This window comes from Alphaproteobacteria bacterium, from assembly GCA_040218575.1.
In the GTDB taxonomy this organism is placed as follows: domain Bacteria; phylum Pseudomonadota; class Alphaproteobacteria; order JAVJRE01; family JAVJRE01; genus JAVJRE01.
Map to the genome: position 1 here is coordinate 440,001 of JAVJRE010000003.1, position 20,387 is coordinate 460,387.

Below are 20,387 nucleotides of genomic sequence, written 5' to 3' on the forward strand. Positions count from 1 at the left end.
GCAGCGGTGTCTTGGGCAATACATCGCGGGCAAACATCATGCTGCCCCAGCCGATATGGCCGAAGACAATATCTGGCGGGCCTTCCTGACGGACCAATGCATCAAGTGTTGTGGCTGCTTGTAAGCCAAGTTCCTGATGATAGTTGGCAAAGGGCGTTGATGGGGGTGGGGGTGTTACGCGCTGGCGAACTGTTCGAATCCCGGGCAGCCGGACATTCATTGTTTCGCACAGAAAGGTAACCTGCCATCCGGTATTCGCCAGATGACAGGCTAGATGTACGAACTGTCCCGGCCCATTACGATGGACAAAGACAATTTTCATCGGCGATTTCGGACTTCTGGTGTCGGGAGGGCGCTATTCATCGGGATGCCGCCATAACGGAGAGTTTGCGTCCAGAATTCTTCCAGCCGGCGTAGGGTGCGTAAGGCCGTCTCCATTTCCTGTTGGTCTTCAAGATTGCTGGCCAGTGCATCGTGATATTCTTCGTGAAACTCATGCAAAGCTTCACAGAGTTCATGGCCCTTGGTGGTTAGTTTGATCCGTGCGGAACGCCTGTCACGCGCCATGATCTGGCGTTCGACATAGCCCGAATCGGCAAGCTGTTTAAGGTTATAGGATGCGTTCGATCCCATGTAATGGCCGCGATCAAGAAGATCACGCACCGAGAGTTCATCTTCGCCAATGGTGAACAGCAGCGCCACTTGCGCGGGGCTGATATCATCCTTGCCAAGTCGAATAAGATCTACCCGAAGCAGATCCGCAAACCGCCGATATATGCGCTCGACAGTGTTTGCCAGTTCAAGATGAGTGACGGTCATATTGTCCGATCCGTTATCTGGTCCCAAGCGAGAGTTGATGCCAAGCCCTTTGGACTAAGCACAATTATCGTGTGGGGGAAGATAACGGGACGTGGATCTTGAACATTTTTCCGCACGTCCCTTACTTCCCACAGTTTTGCTCGTAGTTAAGAAGTATTTCGAAAGTGTTTTTATTTTTGAAATACTTCCATTATTTTGTTTTTACATTGCCAAATCATCAACATGAGATCGACATATTTAAATTTATTGTAGAACATCATGTCATCGCAACTATGTGAGTAGATTGCGGAAAAACTATGACTTTTGATTAATTGGATGAAAATCAATGCATTTTGGCCGCAAGAAGCTGGCAAAACCCGCAGAAACCAAGGACGCGAGATCGGAACTTGATGCCGGCTCAGTGATCAGAGAGGTCCGGTTCACGTTCGTGCGCGGACTGGGTTGGGCCGGCTTTATGAGCGGCTTTATCAATGTGCTGCAACTGACAGTCCCGCTGTTCATGCTGCAAGTGCATGACCGGGTTATTAACAGTCAAAGTACCGATACGCTTTTGCTGTTACTCGCAATTGCTGTTGCCGCGATCATTTTGTACGGCATCCTTGATTTCCTGCGCGCACTTGTGTTTCAGGAAATGGCCAAATCGCTTTTGCGTCGCCTGAACTTGCCTGCCATTTCGGCGGCAATGCGCGTCGCCCTTGAAAAGGGATCCTTGCACGGAACACAGGTCCTGCGCGATCTGTCGGACCTGCGTAATTTCATCACCGGCACGACGATCAGTGCGCCGCTCGAAGCAATCTGGTCACCGATCTTTTTGGGCGTGATGTTCGCGCTGCATCCCTATTACGGGATTGCCGGGCTGGTCGGGGTTTTGCTTCTGGTCGGGCTTAGCCTGTTGGGTGATTTGCTGGTGCGTCAGGTCACAAAGGAAGGCACGGACGCCAATTTGCGTAATATCGGCGATATCGGATCGACCGTTTCAAACGCCGAAGCAATTGAAGCAATGGGCATGTTGCCTGCACTTTCGATGCGCTGGCGTCAGTCGCAGATCCATGCCAGCGAGCTGCTTGATATCGGCAATATGCGCAGCAAGGGCATGTACAGCATCACGCGATCCGCACGGTTTGGCTTGCAGATCCTTGTTCTGGCAATGGGGGCTTATCTTGTCATTCGTGGCGAAACCTCGCCCGGTGCGATGATTGGCGGCACGGTCATTATGGGGCGTTTGCTGTTGCCATTTGACAATGTGACGCGCGACTGGCGCGGATGGGTTAGTGCGCTGTCGTCATGGAAGCGAATCCGCTTGATGCTTGAAGAAAGCCAGTCGGAGCGCGAAATCAAACCAACCCCGCGTTCCGAAGGGCCACTTGTTGTCGATAATCTGGTCTATGCGGTGCCCGGATCAAATGTGCCGGTTCTGCGCGGGATCAATTTTGAATTGCTGCCCGGTGAAATTCTTGGCGTGGTCGGGCCGTCGGCCGCGGGTAAATCAACCCTGTCGCGCGTACTGGTCGGGGCGGCCAAACCCGCAGCAGGTGGTGTTTATCTTGACGGCCACAGTACCTATTTGTGGGAGCGCGGTTCGTTTGGCGACATGGTTGGCTATCTGCCGCAATCGGTGTCGCTTCTGAACGGGACAATTCGCGAAAATATAAGCCGGATGCGCGATGCGAATCCGCGCCGTGTCATCGATGCGGCCCGTGCGGCCGGTGTCCATGAAATGATCGGGCGGCTGCCGCTTGGCTATGACACACCGATTGGTGCCGGAAGACATACACTGTCAGGCGGGCAGCAACAGCGTATTGCGCTGGCACGTGCGCTGTATGGCTGGCCGCGTCTTCTGGTTCTTGATGAACCCAATGCCAATCTTGATGCCGAGGGCGAGGCATCCCTGATCCGGGCGGTTCGGCAGGCAAGCGACGCCGGGGCGATGGTTGTTCTGATCGCGCATCGCCAAAGCATCATGCAATACGCCGACAAGCTGCTTGTGATGCAGGATGGCCGGGTCAAACAGTTCGGTGAGCGAACCGATGTGATTCGCAGCATGACCAAGGATGATGAAGACATTAAATCCCTGCCTGCTGTGAAACGCAGCCGGCAAAATGGAGGTGCGGCATGACCCGTGTCATCAATGCCGACGATGGCGGTGCACTTATTCCGACCGAAGATCCGCAAATCTCCTGGCATCAGATTCTCGAAGAGGAACGCCAGGCTTCACGCCAAAGTCTGCGCAAACCGATCATTGCCGGGCTTGCTGTTATCATCCTTGGGTTTGGTGGCTTTCTGACCTGGGGCTTTACCGCCGAGCTTGATAGTGCGGCTGTCGCCACCGGTTCGGTGATTGTCGACTCCAAGAAAAAGGTCGTGAACCACTATGAGGGCGGCATTCTCAAAAAGCTGCTGGTTGAAGAAGGCGAAAAGGTCACGGCGGGGCAGACGCTGGCGCTGCTGGACGGGACACGTAGTGAATCCGAACTTGGGCAACTGCGTGGGGAGCGATTCGGTCTGATGGCCAAACTGGCACGGCTGCGTTCTGAGCAGCGTGGTCAGGAAAGCATCTCCTTTGCGCAGGAGCTTGTCGCAAGTGACGAACAATATGTCGCCGATATCCTAAGTGATGAGCAAAGCCTGTTTAGCAAGCGCAAGGAGGTTTATGCCGCCAAGCGCAACGCACAGGCAAAACAGATCCAACAGTTTGAAGCCGAGGCACAGGCACTGGAATCGCAAATCGATGCCCGGACCCGTCAGGAAAAGCTTGTTGCCGAGCAGCTTCAAGGCATCCGGCAACTGGCAGACAAGGGTTTTGCAACACGGACCCAGCTGGTTGAAGTAGAAAACAACTGGTCAGACCTTGTCGGGGATATGGGCGAGTTCAAGGCGCAAAAAGCCGCCGCCCAGCAACAAAAGGCCGAGGCGGAAATCAATCTCGCCTCGATTGAAATGGAATGGCAAAGCGACATCGCCACTGAAATTCAGGAAGCCCAGATTGCCCTGAATGATGTCACGCAACGTATTCGTGCCAGTCAGGACGTGCTTAACCGTCTTGAGGTCAAAGCACCGCAAGGCGGAACTGTGGCCAACATCCAGATCAGAACACCCGGCGGTGTGATCAGCCCGGCAGAGCCCATCATGGATATCATCCCCGAAGACGAACCGCTTGTGATCGAAGCACGGATCAACCGGCAGGATATCGACTCGGTCCATGTCGGATCAAAAGCGCAGATTCGCCTGACGGCTTATAGCCAGCGGCGCCTTGCCCCGCTTGAAGGTGAAGTGCTTTATGTCGCACCTGACCAGACTGTCGACGAGCAGCGCGACAGTTCCTATTACATTTTGCGCGCGGCGATCGCACCAGAAGAGCTGGCAAAACGCGAAGGGATCAAATTGCGGCCCGGGATGCCGGCAAATATTCTGGTTCTCAAAACCCCGCGCAAGGCAATTGACTACCTTATCGACCCGATTGTCCAGAGCATGGACCGGGCTTTCCGCGAAGAATAAGCGGCCTGAAAAGGGTATCGTACAAACAAGGCTGCCCCGTTTTGCAACGGGTGCAGCCTTTTTCTTGCAAATATTGATTGAAATTCAAACTAAATAAAAACAAAACAAAAATGAATATTGTTTAAATATTATATCAATAATTACTGTAAACTTTTAAGTAAGTCATAATGTTGACAAAATAATACCATGACAATACCATCCATAAAATAAGTAAAAGAATGTAGTCTTTCTGAGTGGCCGTTCTGGTTCGGTGCTCAGATTGACCGGAGGGAGCGGCCATCCTCTCGTGAGGGAAACATCCCCGCGATGTCAGTAATGTTAGGACACGAAGGAGGATTACATGGCAACTCTCGAAGGCGGCGCCTTTGATGATGCGCTTCTCGGATCTCGTTTCAGTGACGTCATCTTTGGACGTGGCGGAGACGATACTATCTTCGGACAGGGCAATGACGACGTGCTGTTTGGCGAAGAAGGCGATGATGCCTTGTTCGGCGGATCGGGCGACGATGTTGCGCTTGGTGGCGAAGGAAATGATGTCCTGTTTGGTGGATCGGGTGACGATGCACTGATTGGGGGCGACGGCAGCGACCTTTTACTAGGTGGCTCCGGTGAAGACGTTCTGTCAGGTGGTGCGGATTCCGATACCATTCTTGGCGGTTCGGACAATGACGTTCTCGACGGCGGATCAGGAAGCGATATCCTGATCGGCGGTGCAGGTGACGATATCGTACTTGGCGGTGCCGGGGACGATGTCATGCTTGGTGGCTCTGGGAATGATGTTCTCCAGGGTGGCGAAGGTGACGACGTCATGCTTGGCGGCTCCGGGGACGATGTCCTCGATGGGGGCGCAGGCGACGATCTTCTGTCAGGTGGTTCAGGTGGAGATACATTCGTATTCTCCGGCGGCGGCGGCAACGACGTTGTTCTGGACTTCCATGCTGGCGACGACATGCTTTCCATTAGCAGCAACATTAACGACACCGGCATTGAAAGTGCCGATGACGTTGCTGCGCGTGCAACGCAAGTTGGTGCCAACACGGTTATTGACCTTGGTAACGGTGATTCCATCACCCTTAACAATGTCGATGCAGAAGACGTACAGGGCGATCCGGATAGCTTCTTTAGCGTCCAGTAATCCGACGAAGGGCGTCCGCAGTTGCGGCTGCGGACGTTTCGTCCTGAACTTCAAGTTAAGTGAAAGATGATCATGCTTGAATTTGCTTCGTCCGATGCTGTGCGGACGACCGGCGAAGCGCCGGACGTTTGTCTGCTCAACCCCGAAACTTTGATGCTGATCTGGGATACGCCGACCCGTCTGTGGGAGGTTCCCCGGCTGGAAACAGCTGATGGTCACGCGATTTCACCGCAGGCGACTTTGCGTCTTCCGCTCAATAGCGGGGGAACCCGGTTACTGCGTGTAATCCGCCGTCCCAAGGACGAACCGGTTTCGTTTCTGGCCGAGGCGGGCACACTTGGCCGCAAGGACGAAATCACCGTTGAACCCGATGGTGATTTTGAATTCGCCAATGCTTCTCTACTGGTTTCCAATGTGACGCCAGCGGGTCGTTTATCGCTGGTCTCGACGCTGCTTGGCATGTGGGCAAGCATGTTCCGTCTGCGTCTGAGCAAAAGTTACAACCGTTTCCTTAATGATCTGGTTTCCGAAATTGTTGAACGTCCGCAGCGCGCCCAGGCGCTGGCAAAACTGTCAGACCAGAAAATGCTGGTTGCAGCCGGGCTGCCGGAAGCTTTCAACGATATCGAAGCCGTTTTTATTGTTTCCCCGTCTGGTTTCCGCCGTCTGGCATTGTTGCCGCACACCAGTCATCGCGGGCCGCGCGGGCAGAATCTTGCCTATATGATTGCTGATCGTGCCGGAACCGAAGACGGTGCCTATCTGGTGGTGACCGGCGTGCGGACCTTGGCCATTCGCAAACTTGCCAGTACGACGAACCTGCCATCCCTGTCGCGCTGGTGGCAGACGCGTGGCAAGTCTGATGCGGACCTGCGCGAATATATTATTGGCGCGCTTGCACGGTCTGACATGAAGGCCAGCAAGGCCGCGATTGAATTTCAACTTCGTTGCCCGCTTTCCAGCCAGCGCGTTGCAGGGGGCGGGTCACTTCCCAGCGGTGAAGTCGATCTTGCCGTTACAACAGCACGCGGCACCCTGATCGGGGGGTGGTACCGTGATCCTGTCAACATGATCGCAAGTATCGATCTTCTTGATAGTGATGGTGCAGCCCATCCATTTGGTGATGGTTTCTATCGCTATTCCGGCAATGTCCAGGACGAAGATCAGACAGTTCCTGCAACCGGGTTTGTCGGGTTTTATGAAAACATCCAAAGCCCTGTACCGATCCTGCAGCCGCGAAGCGTGATGCGCCTGACATCGGGAAACCGTCATTTGATGGTGCCACCGGCTCAGCCGATTGACGTGGCCGAGGCGCGTGCGCGGATTTTGCGCGCCGTGCCGCCGCAACACCTGACCGACGAGATCATCGAAAACTGTCTGGCCCCGGTTATTGGGGATTTGCAGCAAAAACTGATGGGCGCTGCAACAGTTGATCGCGTCATCGAAATGGGCGTTTCGCATGCTGACCCGGATGTTTCGATTATTGTGCCGCTTTACCGGGTCCTTGGTTTCTTACGCGCGCAAGTTGGTGCCTTTGCCTGCGATCCTTGGGTGGCGGCCAATTGTGAACTGATTTATGTGCTGGATTCGCCCGAACAGGCCGAAGAATGTGAACATCTTCTGCGGGGGCTGCACATTTTATATGGCATCCCGGTCCGTTTGGTCGTGATGACACGAAATGGTGGCTATGCGCGGGCCTGCAATGCCGGGGCGCAAAACGCCCGCGCCCATCTTCTGGCGATGCTTAATTCCGATGTGATCCCCCATACGCCCGGCTGGGCGCAGGGGCTTGCATCGAAAATGGGTGGTCCCGACGAAGTTGCCGCCGTTGGGCCGAAGCTTCTGTTTGAAGATGGCTCCATCCAGCATGCAGGCATGTATTTCGCACAAAGCGAAAGCGGTAAATGGCTGAATTACCATTACCACAAAGGCATGCCCGACCAGTACCGCGATGCCAATGTTGAACGATCAGTTCCGGGGATTACCGGCGCATGCATGATGTTGCACCGTGACGCGTTTGAATCAGTCGACGGGTTTAGCGAGGATTACGTAATCGGTGATTACGAAGACAGTGATCTTTGCCTGAAAATCCGTAAAGCCGACTTTGACATCAAATACATCCCCGATGTCAGCCTTTACCACTTTGAACGCAAGTCGATCTCGACCCATGTCGATTACATGCGCGGCGTCGCTGCCGAATATAACGCATGGCTTCATGCTGCGCGTTGGCGCGGGATGCTTGAAGACATCCATGCCAATGGTGTTCCCCAGCAACGTTCAACTGCAAAATCCAAACAGGGAGCCGCGGCATGAGTCAGGTCTTAGCCTTGTCCGAACATCAATCCCCGGCCGCCAATTCGTTAGATGAAACGCATCTCGACTGGTTGTGTGAACAGATCATCGCTAATCATTTTCTGCCGGTGCCGCCTGAAGAAGCCGTCTTTGTCGGTGATGGCGATTACCGGATGATCGGCGCGGAATTTCTTGGTCATTTCGTTCGCCGTGCCGGTTTGAAACCGACCGATGATTTTCTTGATATCGGGTGCGGAATTGGTCGGATTGCGGTGCCGCTTACCCAGTTTCTTGATCCGAATGAAGCGATCTATCGCGGGCTTGATCCAGTGGCAAACGGGATTGAGTGGTGCAAACGATCGATCACACCGTTCTATCCGAATTTCCGGTTCGAAGCGCAGGACATCAAGAACGCGCTTTATAACCCCGAAGGGTCCATCGGCGGACGCGGCATGCGATTGCCTTTTCAGGATGGAACGTTCGATTTCACGGCAATGATTTCGGTGGCAACCCACCTGCCGCCGGAAGAAGTCGAAACCTATTGTTCCGAGGTGTTTCGCGTGCTGCGTCCGGGCGGTCGGATATTCCTGACAGCATTCATCATTCGGCATGAAGATGATCCGGCAAAATCGGGAAGTGATGCCCGCCTGTCCGGTTTTGAAAAGGCGGATGGTCAACCGTGCTGGTATTTGCGCGGTGAAAACCCGATGGCGGCTGTCGGTTTTGATGATGCGTTTATCGACAATGCCCTGACGGCATCCGGCTTTGAAATCCGGACAAAAAGCTTTGGCAATTGGCGGGGCGAACCCGGTGAACACTATCAGGACATTCTGATTGCCGAAAAACCACGGAGATCCGCATGAACCCCCGCATTATGGTGCTTGCGCACAATCATCCTGATCTGCATCCCGGTGGGACGGAAATCTTCGCCCATGATCTTTTTCATGCTTACAAACGGGCGGGATGTGATGCCCTGTTTGTCGGGGCGACAAACGATGTCCATCGTGAACGCCGCCCGGGAACCAGTTTTCAGGCAATCAATGATGCCGGTGATGAGATGTTGTTCTGGGCTGGGCATTTCGACCGGTTCAACATGTCGCAAACCGATCTTTACGCCGTGGCACCGGACTTTACCCGCCTGCTGAAAGACTGGGACCCGGATGTTGTGCATATCCACCATCTGGTTCTGTGGGGCATTGAATTGCCGATGTTGATCCGTCGCGTTTTACCGCATTGCCGGATCGTCATGACCCTGCACGATTATTATCAGATCTGTCCGAATGACGGGCTGATGATCCATCGGACCACCCGGAAACGCTACAGCAAGGCGGACGCGGTTGGCCGGTTCTGTGGTCTTGACGGTTTTACCTCGGATCAGTTCGCGATGCGGTCGGTCAATCTGCGCAATCATTTGCGTGTTGTCGACCAATTCATATCACCCAGCGAGTTCCTCAAGGAACGCTATGTCGATTGGGGTATCGCCCCGGAAAAGATCGCGGTTGTGCGCAACGGTCGTCTGCCGGTTCCCGCCGCGCCAAAACGCGATATGGGGCCGGGCATGCCCAATGTGTTTGGTTATTTCGGCAATCTCAATCCCTGGAAGGGGGCGGATGTATTGCTTAAGGCCAGCCAGATGCTGGTTGAAGACGATGTTGATTTCCATCTTCGTATCCATGGCGACATCCTGTTTCAGACCACCGAATTTACCGAGCGGATGGAAAATCTTTTCACCGCAACCGGCCGACAGGTTCATCGCCTTGGCGCCTATGAGCGTCAGGACATTGCCGATCTGATGGCGCGTGTCGATTGGGTCGTTGTGCCGTCGATCTGGTGGGAAAATGCCCCTCTCGTCATTCAGGAAGCTTTCCAGCATGGCCGGCCAGTGATCACCAGCGGCATCGGCGGCATGGCTGAAATGGTGCGTGATGGTCATGACGGAATACATGTTCGCCCGGATGATCCGGCGGATCTGGCGCGCGTCATGATGGACTGCGCAACCAATCCCAAACTTTGGAAAAAACTGTCAGGTCACGTCCGTGCACCGGCGGCGATTGACGATGTCGCCCAGGAACATTTGACAATGTTTCGCCGGTTGATCCGCCCTGATTTTGTTGCCGCTTGATTCTACCCAGGAGGGCTCTATGGCACTCGCCGAAAAACAGACGGTCGAAGACAATGCCCAACCGGCAGCCACACACCCGGCTGCCCCGATAGATGCAAAATCAGCGACACCGACCCTTGAAGGACGGGTTGATGCCATCGATCAGAAACGGCTGTTTGGCTGGGTCTGGTCGCCGGAACGTCCCGATGCACGCGTTGAAGTCGTTATTCGTCTGAATGGTCATGCCTTGCTGCGTGTCTCGGCGGAAAATGAACGCGTTGATTTGCGACGCAACGGTATTGGTGATGGCAAACACGCCTTTGAGGCCGAGTTGCCTGATGCGGCAATGGCCAATGTCGAAAGCCTTTCGGTATGCGCGGTCATCCCTGAAACCAGTGAAGAAATTGATCTGAAGATCCCGTCACAAAGCGAACAGGAAGCGCACACTGCGCTTAATGCGCCACTTGGCAAAATCCTGGATCGGCTCGACCGGCTTTTGGCGGCACAACACATCCTGCAGAATGGTCAACGTGAAGCGGCCAAACGTTTGGTCAGCGCGTCAAAGCGGATGGACGAACTGGCATCAGCTGATGACGGGATCGAGGCCGGTGTTCGGCTGGTGCGTAGCGGTCAGGAAGAACTTTCAAGCCGTGTCGATGAACTCGAAGTGTTTCTGGTTCGCTTCGACAAGTCACTGGGCGGGTTTGACGAACGGCTGTCGGTTTTAACCGCACGTCATACCAATGACCTTAGAACGCCGCTTCTGGTTCTGTCATGCCTGATTGGTGTGACCGCAGGGCTGGCGATCGGCGCCTTTGTCTGGTGATCGCAAGAACATGACGCATTTCACACTGCAAACGACACATAGCCGGAAAAACGGCAAACACCGTAAACACAAGGAGGCCCGGGCATGAACGAAACTGATGGAATGCCTTTGGATGGTAGGACTGTCGTCGCCGCCTTGGTCGATGAAGGTCTGGCGCTTATGGTCGGAGTCGGCAATGCCCTGCCTGCCACGATTGATATTTATCTCAACAGCCAGACAGATGCCAAAGTTCAGGCATCCGTCATCAGTTGGCGGCGCAATGAAACCGATCAGGAAAATGCTTATGGTTTCGTTGCCCTGTTGCCGATGAAGGATGTATCCCAGCGTCGCCTGAAAACGGCCTTGTTCCGTGGTGCGGGCAAACCCCGGGAATACCGGATTGAAAACCGTCAGCAGCGCATTGAATCCATTCTTTCCTCGGTTGCGGATCAGTCCGGTCCTGCATTTGCCACAGTCATTGACGGTGTGATCGAAGCCCTGCTTGCCGGGGACCCGGACAAGAAGCGCCTGCGCAAGGTGGCCGCCCTGGTTCAGATCGCAGCACGCAGCAACGGCTTTATCGAGGTTCTTGGCGGCCTTGAAGAAGGTGATGTCTATATTCAGGGTTGGTCAAGCGACTTCCCTGTCGGGCGGACCCGTGTGATTGCTATGGACGACGCGCCGATACTGGCTGAACTGACCAGTGCCGATTTTCAGCGCGATGATCTTGGCGACGAAGCATCCGGTGTGACCGGGCTTATGATGGGTGAAAAGCCGATCAATCCCGGCAAGCTCAAACGGGTTTATTTCCGGGGACGCGAAGGCTGGTATTCCATCGAAGTCTACCAGCAGCGTGTTCTTGTCGCGCCGCCCGATGTCCCGGCCCATATCCGCTCAGTTCTTGATCGGGTGCGTGCGCCGGAAAATATCCTGAATAAGTTGCAAATGGCCGCACATCGGTTTGATGGTCGCGACACAGTGTCGGAACTTGATCGGCCTGTTCGGATCGGGATTGATTTCTCGCTTTTGATCGAAGGCAGCGGGGTCTTGATTTCGGGCTGGATGCTGGACCCGGATCGTTCGGCTGAGAATGTCATGCTGCGGGTTGGCGGGGAAGCTGTTCGCATTGATGATCACTGGACGCGACAATCGCGTGCGGATGTCACCGGGGCCTTTGCCAATGATCCTATGTTTTCGGGGCTTAATCCGGCGCGGAACAATCATGGTTTCCTTGTTTTTTGCCCGCTTGAAGACATCCCGGCATCCGATCAGCCGGTATATCTTGAACTTGGTCTTTCTGATGCATTCCCGGTTTATTGCCCGTTAAACCCGACCCGCGCATCAGCGCGTCAGGCTCTGTCACGGGTCTTGCCGTCACTTGATCCGCGTTCGGTTACGGCATCCAACAGCATTGAACGCCAGTTCGGGCCGATGTTGCAGGGCATGACAGCCCAAAACCCCTATGCGGTCGATACCCACGATATTGGCGATTTTGACGAAGATGCACCGGTCACGCTGGTGGTGGGTGTTGATGACACCATCAATGATATCGGCGTGACCATCGCCCTTCTGGGGCTTGATCAGGCAACCCGTCATTTGCCGATTGTCATTGCCGGTCCGGTTGAAAGTTTTGATCAGGTTGGCAGCGATATGCTGCGCCTTGCAGCCTTTTACAAACTCAATACCCGGATCGTCTTTGCCGAAGGGGTCGAGGATTTCTGTGACGCGCTCGAAGTCGGGGTTTCCGCAACCAATTCGGAAACCGTCGCTCTCGTATCGGCCCACATTCTGCCACGCGATGACGGCTGGTTTGATCAGCTGCTTGCGGCCTATCGCAAGCGCGGCAGCAAAGCATTGGTATCGCCAACAATCCTGTTTGAAGACGATTCCGTGCGCTGGGCGGGTACATGGATCGATGGCGATGCCAAGGGCGGACAATATCTGTCGGATCGTTACGTTGGCTATCCGTGCGCGGTACTTGCCGATGCCGAACCCGAAGAAGTCAGTGCCGGGACGCTGGAATGCTGCATCCTGCCGCGTAAGGCATTTGTCGATATTGAAGGGTTCACCCGTGGCTATATCGGCCCGGCTGAAAAAAGCCTCGACCTTGCGCTGAAGCTGCGCATGGCGGGCACGCCATCCTTCTGGATCCCCGAAGTAGAAGTACTGGGCAGCGAACAATCCATAAGCAACGCCCCTGCCTGGGAGGAACTTTCGCATCGTCTTGACCGCTGGGCGTTTGATCGCCGCTGGTCATTGGTCGTCTCAAACCTGCGGAGCCACAACAATGCCGTCGACTGATTTGCGTGTCCTCGTAATTTCGCATGGCCATCCCAGCATCTCGCTGGGCGGGGCCGAAGTGGCCTCATACAACCTTCATAAGGGTTTAAACGCCATCGAAGGGGTGGAAAGTTTCTATCTTGCCCGTGTTGGTAACCCAGTGCCGCGCCATGGTGCATCCGCATTGATGAGCCTGCGTCAGAAGGACAATGAAATCCTGTATCACGCGGAGAACTATGATCATTTCCTGCTGTCAAATGGCAGTACGGATGAAATTGATCGTGATTTCCTGCGTTTCGTGCGGGATTACGAACCCGATGTGGTTCATTTCCATCACTATCTTGGCCTTGGGCTTGAGACGATCTATGCGATCCGCGAAGCCCTGCCCGAAACGGCGATATTCTTCACATTCCACGAGTTTTTGACCATCTGCCATAACCACGGACAGATGCTCAAAAGCGGTGGGACCAAGCTGTGTAACCGGGCAAGTCCGATCGAATGCAACGGGTGTTTCCCCGACATTTCACCGGCATCCTTTCTGCGCCGGGAACGGTTCATCAAGGCCATGCTTGAACTGGCCGACCATTATGTGTCGCCCAGTGAGTTTCTGGCCAACCGGTTCATCGATTGGGGCATGAAGGCCGAAAAGATGTCGGTGATCGAAAATGGTCTGGACATCAATGAACGGGCCAAGGACCGCCCGCTGTCAAAAACACAGTCACGCCGGTCACGCTTTGCCTTTTTCGGCCAACTGACAATGTTCAAGGGTGCAGACATCTTACTTGATGCGGTGGGTCGTGTTCCCGATGAAATCTGGGGCGATGATGCACGGTTGATGATCTTTGGCGGCAATCTTGATCGGCAACCTCAGGAATATCAGGACAAGGTCCATGACCTGATTGAAAAGGCCGGTGATCGGGTCCGCTTTTACGGGGCTTATCAGAACACCGAGATGCCCAAGCTGATGGAACTTGCCGACTGGACGATCATTCCGTCGATCTGGTGGGAAAACTCGCCAGTTGTCATTCAGGAAGCCTTCTTCCACGGCCGGCCAATGATCTGTTCGAACATTGGCGGGATGGCCGAAAAAATCACCGATGGCGTCAATGGTCTGCATTTCCGTGTTGGCAGTGCCGAAGACCTGGCCGACCGCCTTATCGAAGTTCTTAGCGACAATAAAGTCTGGGACCGGATGCGCGGGGGGATTCCCCGTGTGACGACCTATCAGGAATGCGCCGAGGAACATCTCGCGCAGTATCGGGAGGTTCTGAAAACGCGCCTGCAATCCGTAAAGGCTGCTACGCCGCAAAGCGTGGCAAGCACGGCATGAATTCAGAACAAAAACGTGATCAACCAAGGAGACACAATATGGCGCGCGTTCTCGTAATGATCCCGTCGGGCGAAGTCTACGACCACGACTGCGTCCGGTGGTACAACTATCAGGATGTTCAAAAAAGCATCAATCACTACCACAACATTGGTGATGCTTTCGTCTTTGATTCATCTCTGAAGCTGATGAACTACGACAAGCTTGGTGTCCTGCCGATTGCCGACCCCAAGATGGAAGACATCGACCGCCTTCGCGAGGAATATGACTATGTCTTCCTGCGCGGCTCGAACTACATCCATTCGGACATGGACTGGCGCAATACCATTGATGTTCTTAAACGGTTGAAGCTGCCGGTTCTGGGTTTCGGGATTGGTGCGCAAGCCCCGGTAAAGGGCAAGATCGAACTGTCTGAACAGACCAAAACCGTTCTGCACATGATGGCGGATTCAACAACATCCATCGGTGTGCGTGGTGCATATACAGCACAGGTTTTGTGGGATCTTGGCATTACCAATGTCCGGATCGTCGGGTGCCCGACGGCCTTCCGTCAGAACAATCCCGACATGCGCATTAAATTGCCGTCACTTGAAAGCGTGAAAAATGTTGGCATCACGCTCCGCCGTGAAGTGTCACCGGCATATGCCCAGGACATCAAACGCTATCTGACCTTCCACCGGGATCTGGTCAAACATCTTGCCGGTCGGTTTGATGACATAACCCTGATGGCGCAGGGCGAACCCGAAGAAAAAAAACTGGTCTTTGGCTCTAACGTCCAGCGCGAAGAAGCCATGCAGGCGCTTAAAAACAATGACTGGGTCAAGAACTGGTATCTCGATGACACGATGGAACGTCTCTATCGCGAGAAACTGTTCTATTCCGATGTGGTATCGGATTACGAAGACCTCGTACGCCAGAAGGATTGTGTGCTTGGCTATCGCCTGCACGGCAATCTGATGGCGTTGTCGAACGGTGTTCCGTCGATCTATTTCACCTATGACAGCCGGACAGTCGAATTCGCCGAAACCTATCAGATCCCGTCTTATGACGTGTTCTCGGAAAAGGAATTCGTGCTTGAGGACTACTGGAAACAGGACCTGTTCGACAAGTTCAACCGTGCCTGGTTCCAGACCTACCGCGAGATGGCGCTGTTCCTGACGGAAAACAATATCGATCACAAAATGGTCGATGTCATGAATGCCGACAGGCAGCTAGAACGAAAGGTCGCATGACCCCCATCCGGTACAGCCACTTTGACGGCTCCGGTATGGAGCCATGAGCGGTGGCTGTGCCTTCCCAGATATGTCCGGAAAAAACCGGGCTAAATCAACAAGGAGACATCGCAATGACTGTACTTGTAACGGGTGGCGCAGGATATATCGGTAGTCACGCAGCACTGGCACTTCTTGATGGCGGACGCAATGTCGTCGTTCTTGACAACCTTTCACAAGGATATCGTTGGGCCGTTCCCACAGGGGCGGCGTTCGTTGAAGGTGATTGTGGTGATTATGATCTGGTGCGCCGGGTTATTGCCGAACATGATGTTACGGCAATCATGCATTTCGCCGGCTCAATCATCGTTCCGGAATCCGTGATCTATCCGCTGGATTACTATTACAACAACACGGTGAATTCCCGCGCGCTGGCGCAGGCTGCTGTTGATAGCGGAATCGAACATTTCATCTTTTCCTCAACAGCGGGTGTTTACGGCGAACCCAAAACCACCCCGATCCTTGAGGACTTTTCGCTCAAACCGATCTCGCCCTATGGCACATCGAAGATGATGACCGAGAAGATGCTGGCCGATGCCGCGATCGCCCATGATCTTCGCTATGTTGCGCTTCGCTATTTCAATGTTGCCGGTGCGGATCCAAAAGGCCGGTCAGGCCAGACATCGCGCAAAGCCACGCATTTAATTAAAATCGCCAGTCAAACGGCGACGGGTGCGCGGCCTCAGATGGCAATCTATGGCGAAGATTATGACACACCTGATGGAACATGCATTCGTGATTACATCCATGTCAGCGATCTCGCCAAGGCGCATATTCTCGCACTTGAATATCTTGAAAAAGGCGGCGAAAGCGACGTGATGAATTGCGGTTACGGTCGTGGCTTCTCCGTCAAGGAAGTCATCGGTGCGGTTAAACGTGTTTCAGGTATTGATTTCGCGGTGGAGCGTGCCGAACGCCGTCCTGGGGATCCGGCAGCACTGATCGCAGCTGCCGACCGGGTTCGTGAAAAGCTCGGCTGGACACCGGAATATGATGATCTTGAAGCCATCGTGCGCCATGCGCTTGACTGGGAAGAAAGCCTTAAAGCACGTCAGGTGGATGCCGCCTGACCCGGGTGCTTGCCATCCTGCACCAACAAACACGAGCAACGGTTCACAGTAATGCCGGAAAACGGCCCGAACCAGTATCGCAGGAGTTTACGAAAATGGACCAGATACTCCCGACCGGGAACACCAAACCACGCATCGGCGTTCTGATGCCCGCAGGACGGGTTGAAGGCGAAATTGGTGTTGTGACCCATACCTGGAATGCACCGGAAAAGGCAAAGACGCTGTTTACCAATATCGGTGACTGCTTTGTCTATGACTCTTCACTGCGCATTCTTGATTATGCCGAACTGTTCCCGATTTATGTGCCCGCCGACGGCAAACTTTCCGAAACCCAGATCGAAAAAATCAACGAGCTTGATTACCTCTTCCTGCGCGGTTCAAACTATATCAACACCAACGGTCAATGGGACCCGATTACCGCTGTTCTTGAAAAGACCAAGGTGCCGGTGATTGCCTTTGGTATTGGTGTTCAGGTGCCCGACAATTCCGAGGAATATGTCAACGAGTCAACCAAGCGCTTTCTGCAGCTGATTTCCGATCGGTCAACCACGCTTGGTGTGCGCGGCAATCTGTCGAAAAAGGCGCTGAATTCTATCGGCATCAAAAATGTTCGCATCTTCGGGTGCCCGACGGCGTTTCGTCATTGCAAGCCGGAACTGAAATTGCCCCGGATCGAAGCATCCGCGATCAAAAAGCTCGGTTTCACCCTGCGTCGCAAGACGCATGGTTTCCAGACATTGCAACGCTACATGCTGCGCACACTGGCCGAACGATATGATACCGAAATTCTCTGTGCCGGTGAGCTGGAAGAAAAGCAGATATATTATGCCCGCTCAAAACAGGTCGAAAACTATGATCAGGTCATGGATGACGCGGTTGCCAAATTGACCGCTGAAAAGTGGCTTTATGGTCCGCGTGATCCGCTGCTTGGTCTTTATAAATCATCGCTTTCGGTGTTCGAAAGTGTGATCGATTTCGAAAAGGCTGAACAATGCCTTGATGCGGTGACCGGGTTCCGTTTGCACGGCAATCTTCTGGCGCTGGCCAACGAAGTTCCAGCCCTTTACGTCACCTATGACACCCGTACCCGGGAATTCGTCAAGACGCTTGGAATCCCGTATATCGACGGGCGTTACATGGACAAATTTTCGTTCGAGGAAGCTTGGGACAATGCCGATTTTGATCTGTTTGAAAAAACCTATCAGAAGCGTTTCGGCGAACTGAAAAAGTTCCTTGAAGAAAACAGCATGGCACACCGTCTGGGCTCGACCCCGGCCCCGATTGTCGCAGAGGCGGCGTGACATGCTGACTGGCGCGCAGCGGTTCCCCAAAACCGCTGCGCGCCGACTTTTCGACGACACCCTCCATTCGACCATTAAAAGGAAACCTTTCGTGCGCTCGTGGATCCGATCAAGACGTTTTGCTGGACTGACGGCGTTTATTGCCGGGGCGTCACTTGGTGGCTTCATCGGCTGGAGCCCTGCGGTACAGGCAACCGAGGTCACGGTTTCGGGGCCTGAAACCGTCATCTTTGACAGCGACATTTCGGGATGTGACAACCATCATTTACCCGACTCTCCGGCAAGGGCCTTTCGCAATGCCAAGGGCGAGATGGTCCTGTTTGCGCCCAATTTTCAAAACCGTGCATTTGTTGGCTACGGCTTTGACAGTCTCAAGCCTGATTGCGACAGCCGTTTTATGGCCGCCGGTAAGGCGCTGCCCGAACTTCTTGATGACCGGACATGGTTGCAGGCGGTCTATACAAATGACGGGCAGGAAGTCTACGCCCTTGGCAGTGCCAGTTTCATGCCCTATCGCCATGACATGCCGTGCGAAGGGCGCACCAAACGCACCGATTGCTGGATCAACGGGCTGGTGACATTGAAATCCACCGACGGCGGCAAGACATTTGGCTATCTCGGTAATCCGCCGCACCACGCACCGTTTCCACCACCAGAACCTTACCGCGATGATCGCAAACGCGCGCCAAGTTACGTGACGGTGACCAACATCATGCCATGGCAGAACTATCTTTATGCCATTGTCTGGCGCCGGGCGGATAACTGGGAAGAATCACGCAACTGTCTTGTCCGCGCCCCGGCCAATGATCCATCTCGGTGGGATGTCTGGAATGGCACGGCTTTCGAAGAGGCAGCCGTTCTCGGTGAACAGGGATGGACAGTAAATAAGACGGAATGTGCACGTGTCGGGCCGGTCGGTGTTTCGTCGATCCGCGGCTTGGTCCGCGATGAAGCAACCAACAACTTTATTACCGTCTATCTCCATCGCATCCGCAAAAAGGACGCGCCAGATATTGCCGGTTTCTTTTATTCGGTCTCCGATGATCTGAAAAACTGGTCGGAGCCCAGACTCCTCTATCAACAACCGTTGCGCCGGGATGCGGAAAAAGGTGATCCGTTTGTCGCCTATCCGGCAATCATTGATGAAGACAGTCGGGATCGCTTGTTTGGCACCGTTGATAATGACGCCAGCCTTCTCTTCGTCCGTCTGGTGCCCAAACCTTACAAAGACCGCTGGCGTGTTCCGCGCCAACTGATCCGTGTTCCGATCACGATCAAGGAGGACTAACCAATGCCTATGGAATTTAATGCATTTGATATTGATGGCCCGGTTCTGTTTGTGCCCAACCGGCATCGCGATGCCCGTGGCGTCTTTGCCGAAATCTTTCGCAATGACGAATTTCGCGATGCAGTCGGTGAAGTTGATCTGGTGCAGGAAAACCAGTCAATCAGCCAGCCGATCAACACCCTTCGCGGCCTGCATTATCAAACAGCCCCTTATGCACAAGGGAAACTGGTTCGTGTAACACAGGGGGCGATCATGGATGTGGCGGTCGATATTCGTCCGCATTCGGCGACGTTTGGACGCCATATCAAAATCGAACTCAGCTCGGATAACTGGTATCAGCTCTGGATCCCCGAAGGGTTCGCGCATGGCTTCAAGACTTTGCGGCCCGATACACACGTTATGTACAAGGCTTCAAACTATTACAGCCCGGATCATGAACGCGGGATTCTCTGGAACGATCCCGATCTGCGCATTGACTGGGAACTTTATGGGCAACAGCCGGTGCTGTCGAAAAAAGACCTCGATTTAAAACGCTTCATAGATACGCAGGCTTATGTTTCGGCAGGGATGCCAACCAGCAGCGGATTTCAGCAAATCGACGGCTTTATATAATGATGTCTTGCTCTGCTCTGCTCTGTTCCTGTGTGAATGCAATATCCCTGACCGGTCTCCGGGGCGGCGACTATCGGTGCGATCGTGACACTCTATATATAATGTCATAATGGTTGGTGTGATGCTGTTGCGGTGGCGCTGTGATTCGCGATGGGCGAATCAGATTTCATTGTATCCGCCCGTCGGGGGAATTTTCGGCCGGTGAATTGCAATGGAAGACGGCATTCTGCACAAAAACACGAACAAAACTCTCTGGAAATGACACGTATTTGGCGAAAATCCTTGGGGTAAGTCGGGGTTTTGACCTGTTTTACAGTTTTCTGACATTTTTCCTCAGAAAGGTATTTACAGGTTTGGATTAGGGCCCTATAACCCGCCTCCACCGACGGGGTGCGGCGCTGCGGAGCGGCGAGGTGTTCCGGTCGGGATTTAGGGCTTCGGTCCTTGTTTAGTTCTTTGACATTGTTGATCAGTAGGAAGGGATGCGCGGGCAGCGTTATGGCGCAAAAGTCTGTGCATCCTGGAGACGACGGACCGATTGGTTTGGATTGAGGCTTCGGCTTTGATTGAGATTAATTGGTTTGTGGTAAC

16 protein-coding genes (1 of these 16 only partly in view) are annotated in these 20,387 nt (G+C 53.9%); 14 read left to right on the forward strand and 2 right to left on the reverse strand.

The genetic code is table 11. From position 1 onward, the window contains the following. Positions 1-322: the 5' portion of a glycosyltransferase gene (locus RIE31_05760; GenBank protein MEQ8640093.1), read on the reverse strand. It extends 878 nt beyond the left edge of the window; only the first 322 of its 1,200 coding nucleotides appear in the window; its start codon is at positions 320-322; the stop codon falls past the left edge of the window. Then, positions 319-819, reverse strand: a complete 501-nt coding sequence (locus RIE31_05765; protein ID MEQ8640094.1) for a MarR family transcriptional regulator — start codon at positions 817-819, stop codon at positions 319-321. The genes RIE31_05760 and RIE31_05765 overlap by 4 nt, the downstream gene beginning before the upstream one ends. A 325-nt stretch (positions 820-1,144) precedes the next feature. Here RIE31_05765 and RIE31_05770 point away from each other — a divergent pair, with 325 nt between their 5' ends. From RIE31_05770 to rfbC, 14 genes are all read left to right on the forward strand, one after another. Beyond that, on the forward strand, positions 1,145-2,935 hold the full coding sequence (locus tag RIE31_05770; protein ID MEQ8640095.1) for a type I secretion system permease/ATPase: 1,791 nt from the start codon (positions 1,145-1,147) through the stop codon (positions 2,933-2,935). Beyond that, entirely contained in the window at positions 2,932-4,314 is a 1,383-nt protein-coding gene (locus tag RIE31_05775; protein MEQ8640096.1) for an HlyD family type I secretion periplasmic adaptor subunit, read from the forward strand. Before RIE31_05770 ends, RIE31_05775 begins: the two co-directional genes overlap by 4 nt. 340 nt (positions 4,315-4,654) lie before the next feature. Next, a complete protein-coding gene (locus tag RIE31_05780; GenBank protein ID MEQ8640097.1) occupies positions 4,655-5,449 on the forward strand; it encodes a calcium-binding protein in 795 nt (264 codons plus the stop codon). Positions 5,450-5,515: 66 nt separating this feature from the next. Further along, the gene (locus RIE31_05785; GenBank protein ID MEQ8640098.1) at positions 5,516-7,762 is read left to right on the forward strand and encodes a glycosyltransferase; all 2,247 of its coding nucleotides are present in this window, start codon (positions 5,516-5,518) and stop codon (positions 7,760-7,762) included. Further along, positions 7,759-8,604 (forward strand): class I SAM-dependent methyltransferase, encoded by an 846-nt coding sequence (locus tag RIE31_05790; protein ID MEQ8640099.1) that lies wholly within the window; start codon positions 7,759-7,761, stop codon positions 8,602-8,604. The genes RIE31_05785 and RIE31_05790 overlap by 4 nt, the downstream gene beginning before the upstream one ends. Then, positions 8,601-9,863: a glycosyltransferase family 4 protein gene (locus RIE31_05795; protein MEQ8640100.1), complete on the forward strand. Its 1,263-nt coding sequence runs from the start codon at positions 8,601-8,603 to the stop codon at positions 9,861-9,863. The genes RIE31_05790 and RIE31_05795 overlap by 4 nt, the downstream gene beginning before the upstream one ends. Positions 9,864-9,882: 19 nt before the next feature. Further along, positions 9,883-10,668: a hypothetical protein gene (locus tag RIE31_05800; protein ID MEQ8640101.1), complete on the forward strand. Its 786-nt coding sequence runs from the start codon at positions 9,883-9,885 to the stop codon at positions 10,666-10,668. An 84-nt stretch (positions 10,669-10,752) separates the two neighbouring features. Beyond that, positions 10,753-12,948 carry a hypothetical protein gene (locus RIE31_05805; protein ID MEQ8640102.1) on the forward strand — a complete coding sequence of 732 codons (2,196 nt, stop codon included), beginning with the start codon at positions 10,753-10,755 and terminating at the stop codon, positions 12,946-12,948. After that, entirely contained in the window at positions 12,935-14,257 is a 1,323-nt protein-coding gene (locus RIE31_05810; protein ID MEQ8640103.1) for a glycosyltransferase family 4 protein, read from the forward strand. Before RIE31_05805 ends, RIE31_05810 begins: the two co-directional genes overlap by 14 nt. A 38-nt stretch (positions 14,258-14,295) precedes the next feature. Next, positions 14,296-15,486, forward strand: a complete 1,191-nt coding sequence (locus tag RIE31_05815) for a polysaccharide pyruvyl transferase family protein (GenBank protein MEQ8640104.1) — start codon at positions 14,296-14,298, stop codon at positions 15,484-15,486. A gap of 113 nt (positions 15,487-15,599) precedes the next feature. Then, a complete protein-coding gene (gene galE / locus RIE31_05820; GenBank protein MEQ8640105.1) occupies positions 15,600-16,595 on the forward strand; it encodes a UDP-glucose 4-epimerase GalE in 996 nt (331 codons plus the stop codon). Positions 16,596-16,690: 95 nt separating this feature from the next. After that, the gene (locus tag RIE31_05825) at positions 16,691-17,896 is read left to right on the forward strand and encodes a polysaccharide pyruvyl transferase family protein (GenBank protein MEQ8640106.1); all 1,206 of its coding nucleotides are present in this window, start codon (positions 16,691-16,693) and stop codon (positions 17,894-17,896) included. Position 17,897: 1 nt separating this feature from the next. Then, the gene (locus RIE31_05830) at positions 17,898-19,184 is read left to right on the forward strand and encodes a hypothetical protein (protein ID MEQ8640107.1); all 1,287 of its coding nucleotides are present in this window, start codon (positions 17,898-17,900) and stop codon (positions 19,182-19,184) included. 3 nt (positions 19,185-19,187) lie between these two features. Further along, positions 19,188-19,796 (forward strand): dTDP-4-dehydrorhamnose 3,5-epimerase, encoded by a 609-nt coding sequence (gene rfbC, locus RIE31_05835; protein MEQ8640108.1) that lies wholly within the window; start codon positions 19,188-19,190, stop codon positions 19,794-19,796. Positions 19,797-20,387: the final 591 nt, after the last annotated feature.

Bases quoted from the DNA above. Each gene is read 5' to 3' on its own strand.
- RIE31_05815 (MEQ8640104.1), top strand. From the start codon at position 14,296: ATGGCGCGCGTTCTCGTAATGATCCCGTCGGGCGAAGTCTACGACCAC.
- RIE31_05805 (MEQ8640102.1), top strand. From the start codon at position 10,753: ATGAACGAAACTGATGGAATGCCTTTGGATGGTAGGACTGTCGTCGCC.
- RIE31_05790 (MEQ8640099.1), top strand. From the start codon at position 7,759: ATGAGTCAGGTCTTAGCCTTGTCCGAACATCAATCCCCGGCCGCCAAT.
- RIE31_05780 (MEQ8640097.1), top strand. From the start codon at position 4,655: ATGGCAACTCTCGAAGGCGGCGCCTTTGATGATGCGCTTCTCGGATCT.
- rfbC (MEQ8640108.1), top strand. From the start codon at position 19,188: ATGCCTATGGAATTTAATGCATTTGATATTGATGGCCCGGTTCTGTTT.
- RIE31_05795 (MEQ8640100.1), top strand. From the start codon at position 8,601: ATGAACCCCCGCATTATGGTGCTTGCGCACAATCATCCTGATCTGCAT.
- RIE31_05770 (MEQ8640095.1), top strand. From the start codon at position 1,145: ATGCATTTTGGCCGCAAGAAGCTGGCAAAACCCGCAGAAACCAAGGAC.
- RIE31_05810 (MEQ8640103.1), top strand. From the start codon at position 12,935: ATGCCGTCGACTGATTTGCGTGTCCTCGTAATTTCGCATGGCCATCCC.
- galE (MEQ8640105.1), top strand. From the start codon at position 15,600: ATGACTGTACTTGTAACGGGTGGCGCAGGATATATCGGTAGTCACGCA.
- RIE31_05785 (MEQ8640098.1), top strand. From the start codon at position 5,516: ATGATCATGCTTGAATTTGCTTCGTCCGATGCTGTGCGGACGACCGGC.
- RIE31_05825 (MEQ8640106.1), top strand. From the start codon at position 16,691: ATGGACCAGATACTCCCGACCGGGAACACCAAACCACGCATCGGCGTT.
- RIE31_05775 (MEQ8640096.1), top strand. From the start codon at position 2,932: ATGACCCGTGTCATCAATGCCGACGATGGCGGTGCACTTATTCCGACC.
- RIE31_05765 (MEQ8640094.1), bottom strand. From the start codon at position 819: ATGACCGTCACTCATCTTGAACTGGCAAACACTGTCGAGCGCATATAT.
- RIE31_05800 (MEQ8640101.1), top strand. From the start codon at position 9,883: ATGGCACTCGCCGAAAAACAGACGGTCGAAGACAATGCCCAACCGGCA.
- RIE31_05830 (MEQ8640107.1), top strand. From the start codon at position 17,898: ATGCTGACTGGCGCGCAGCGGTTCCCCAAAACCGCTGCGCGCCGACTT.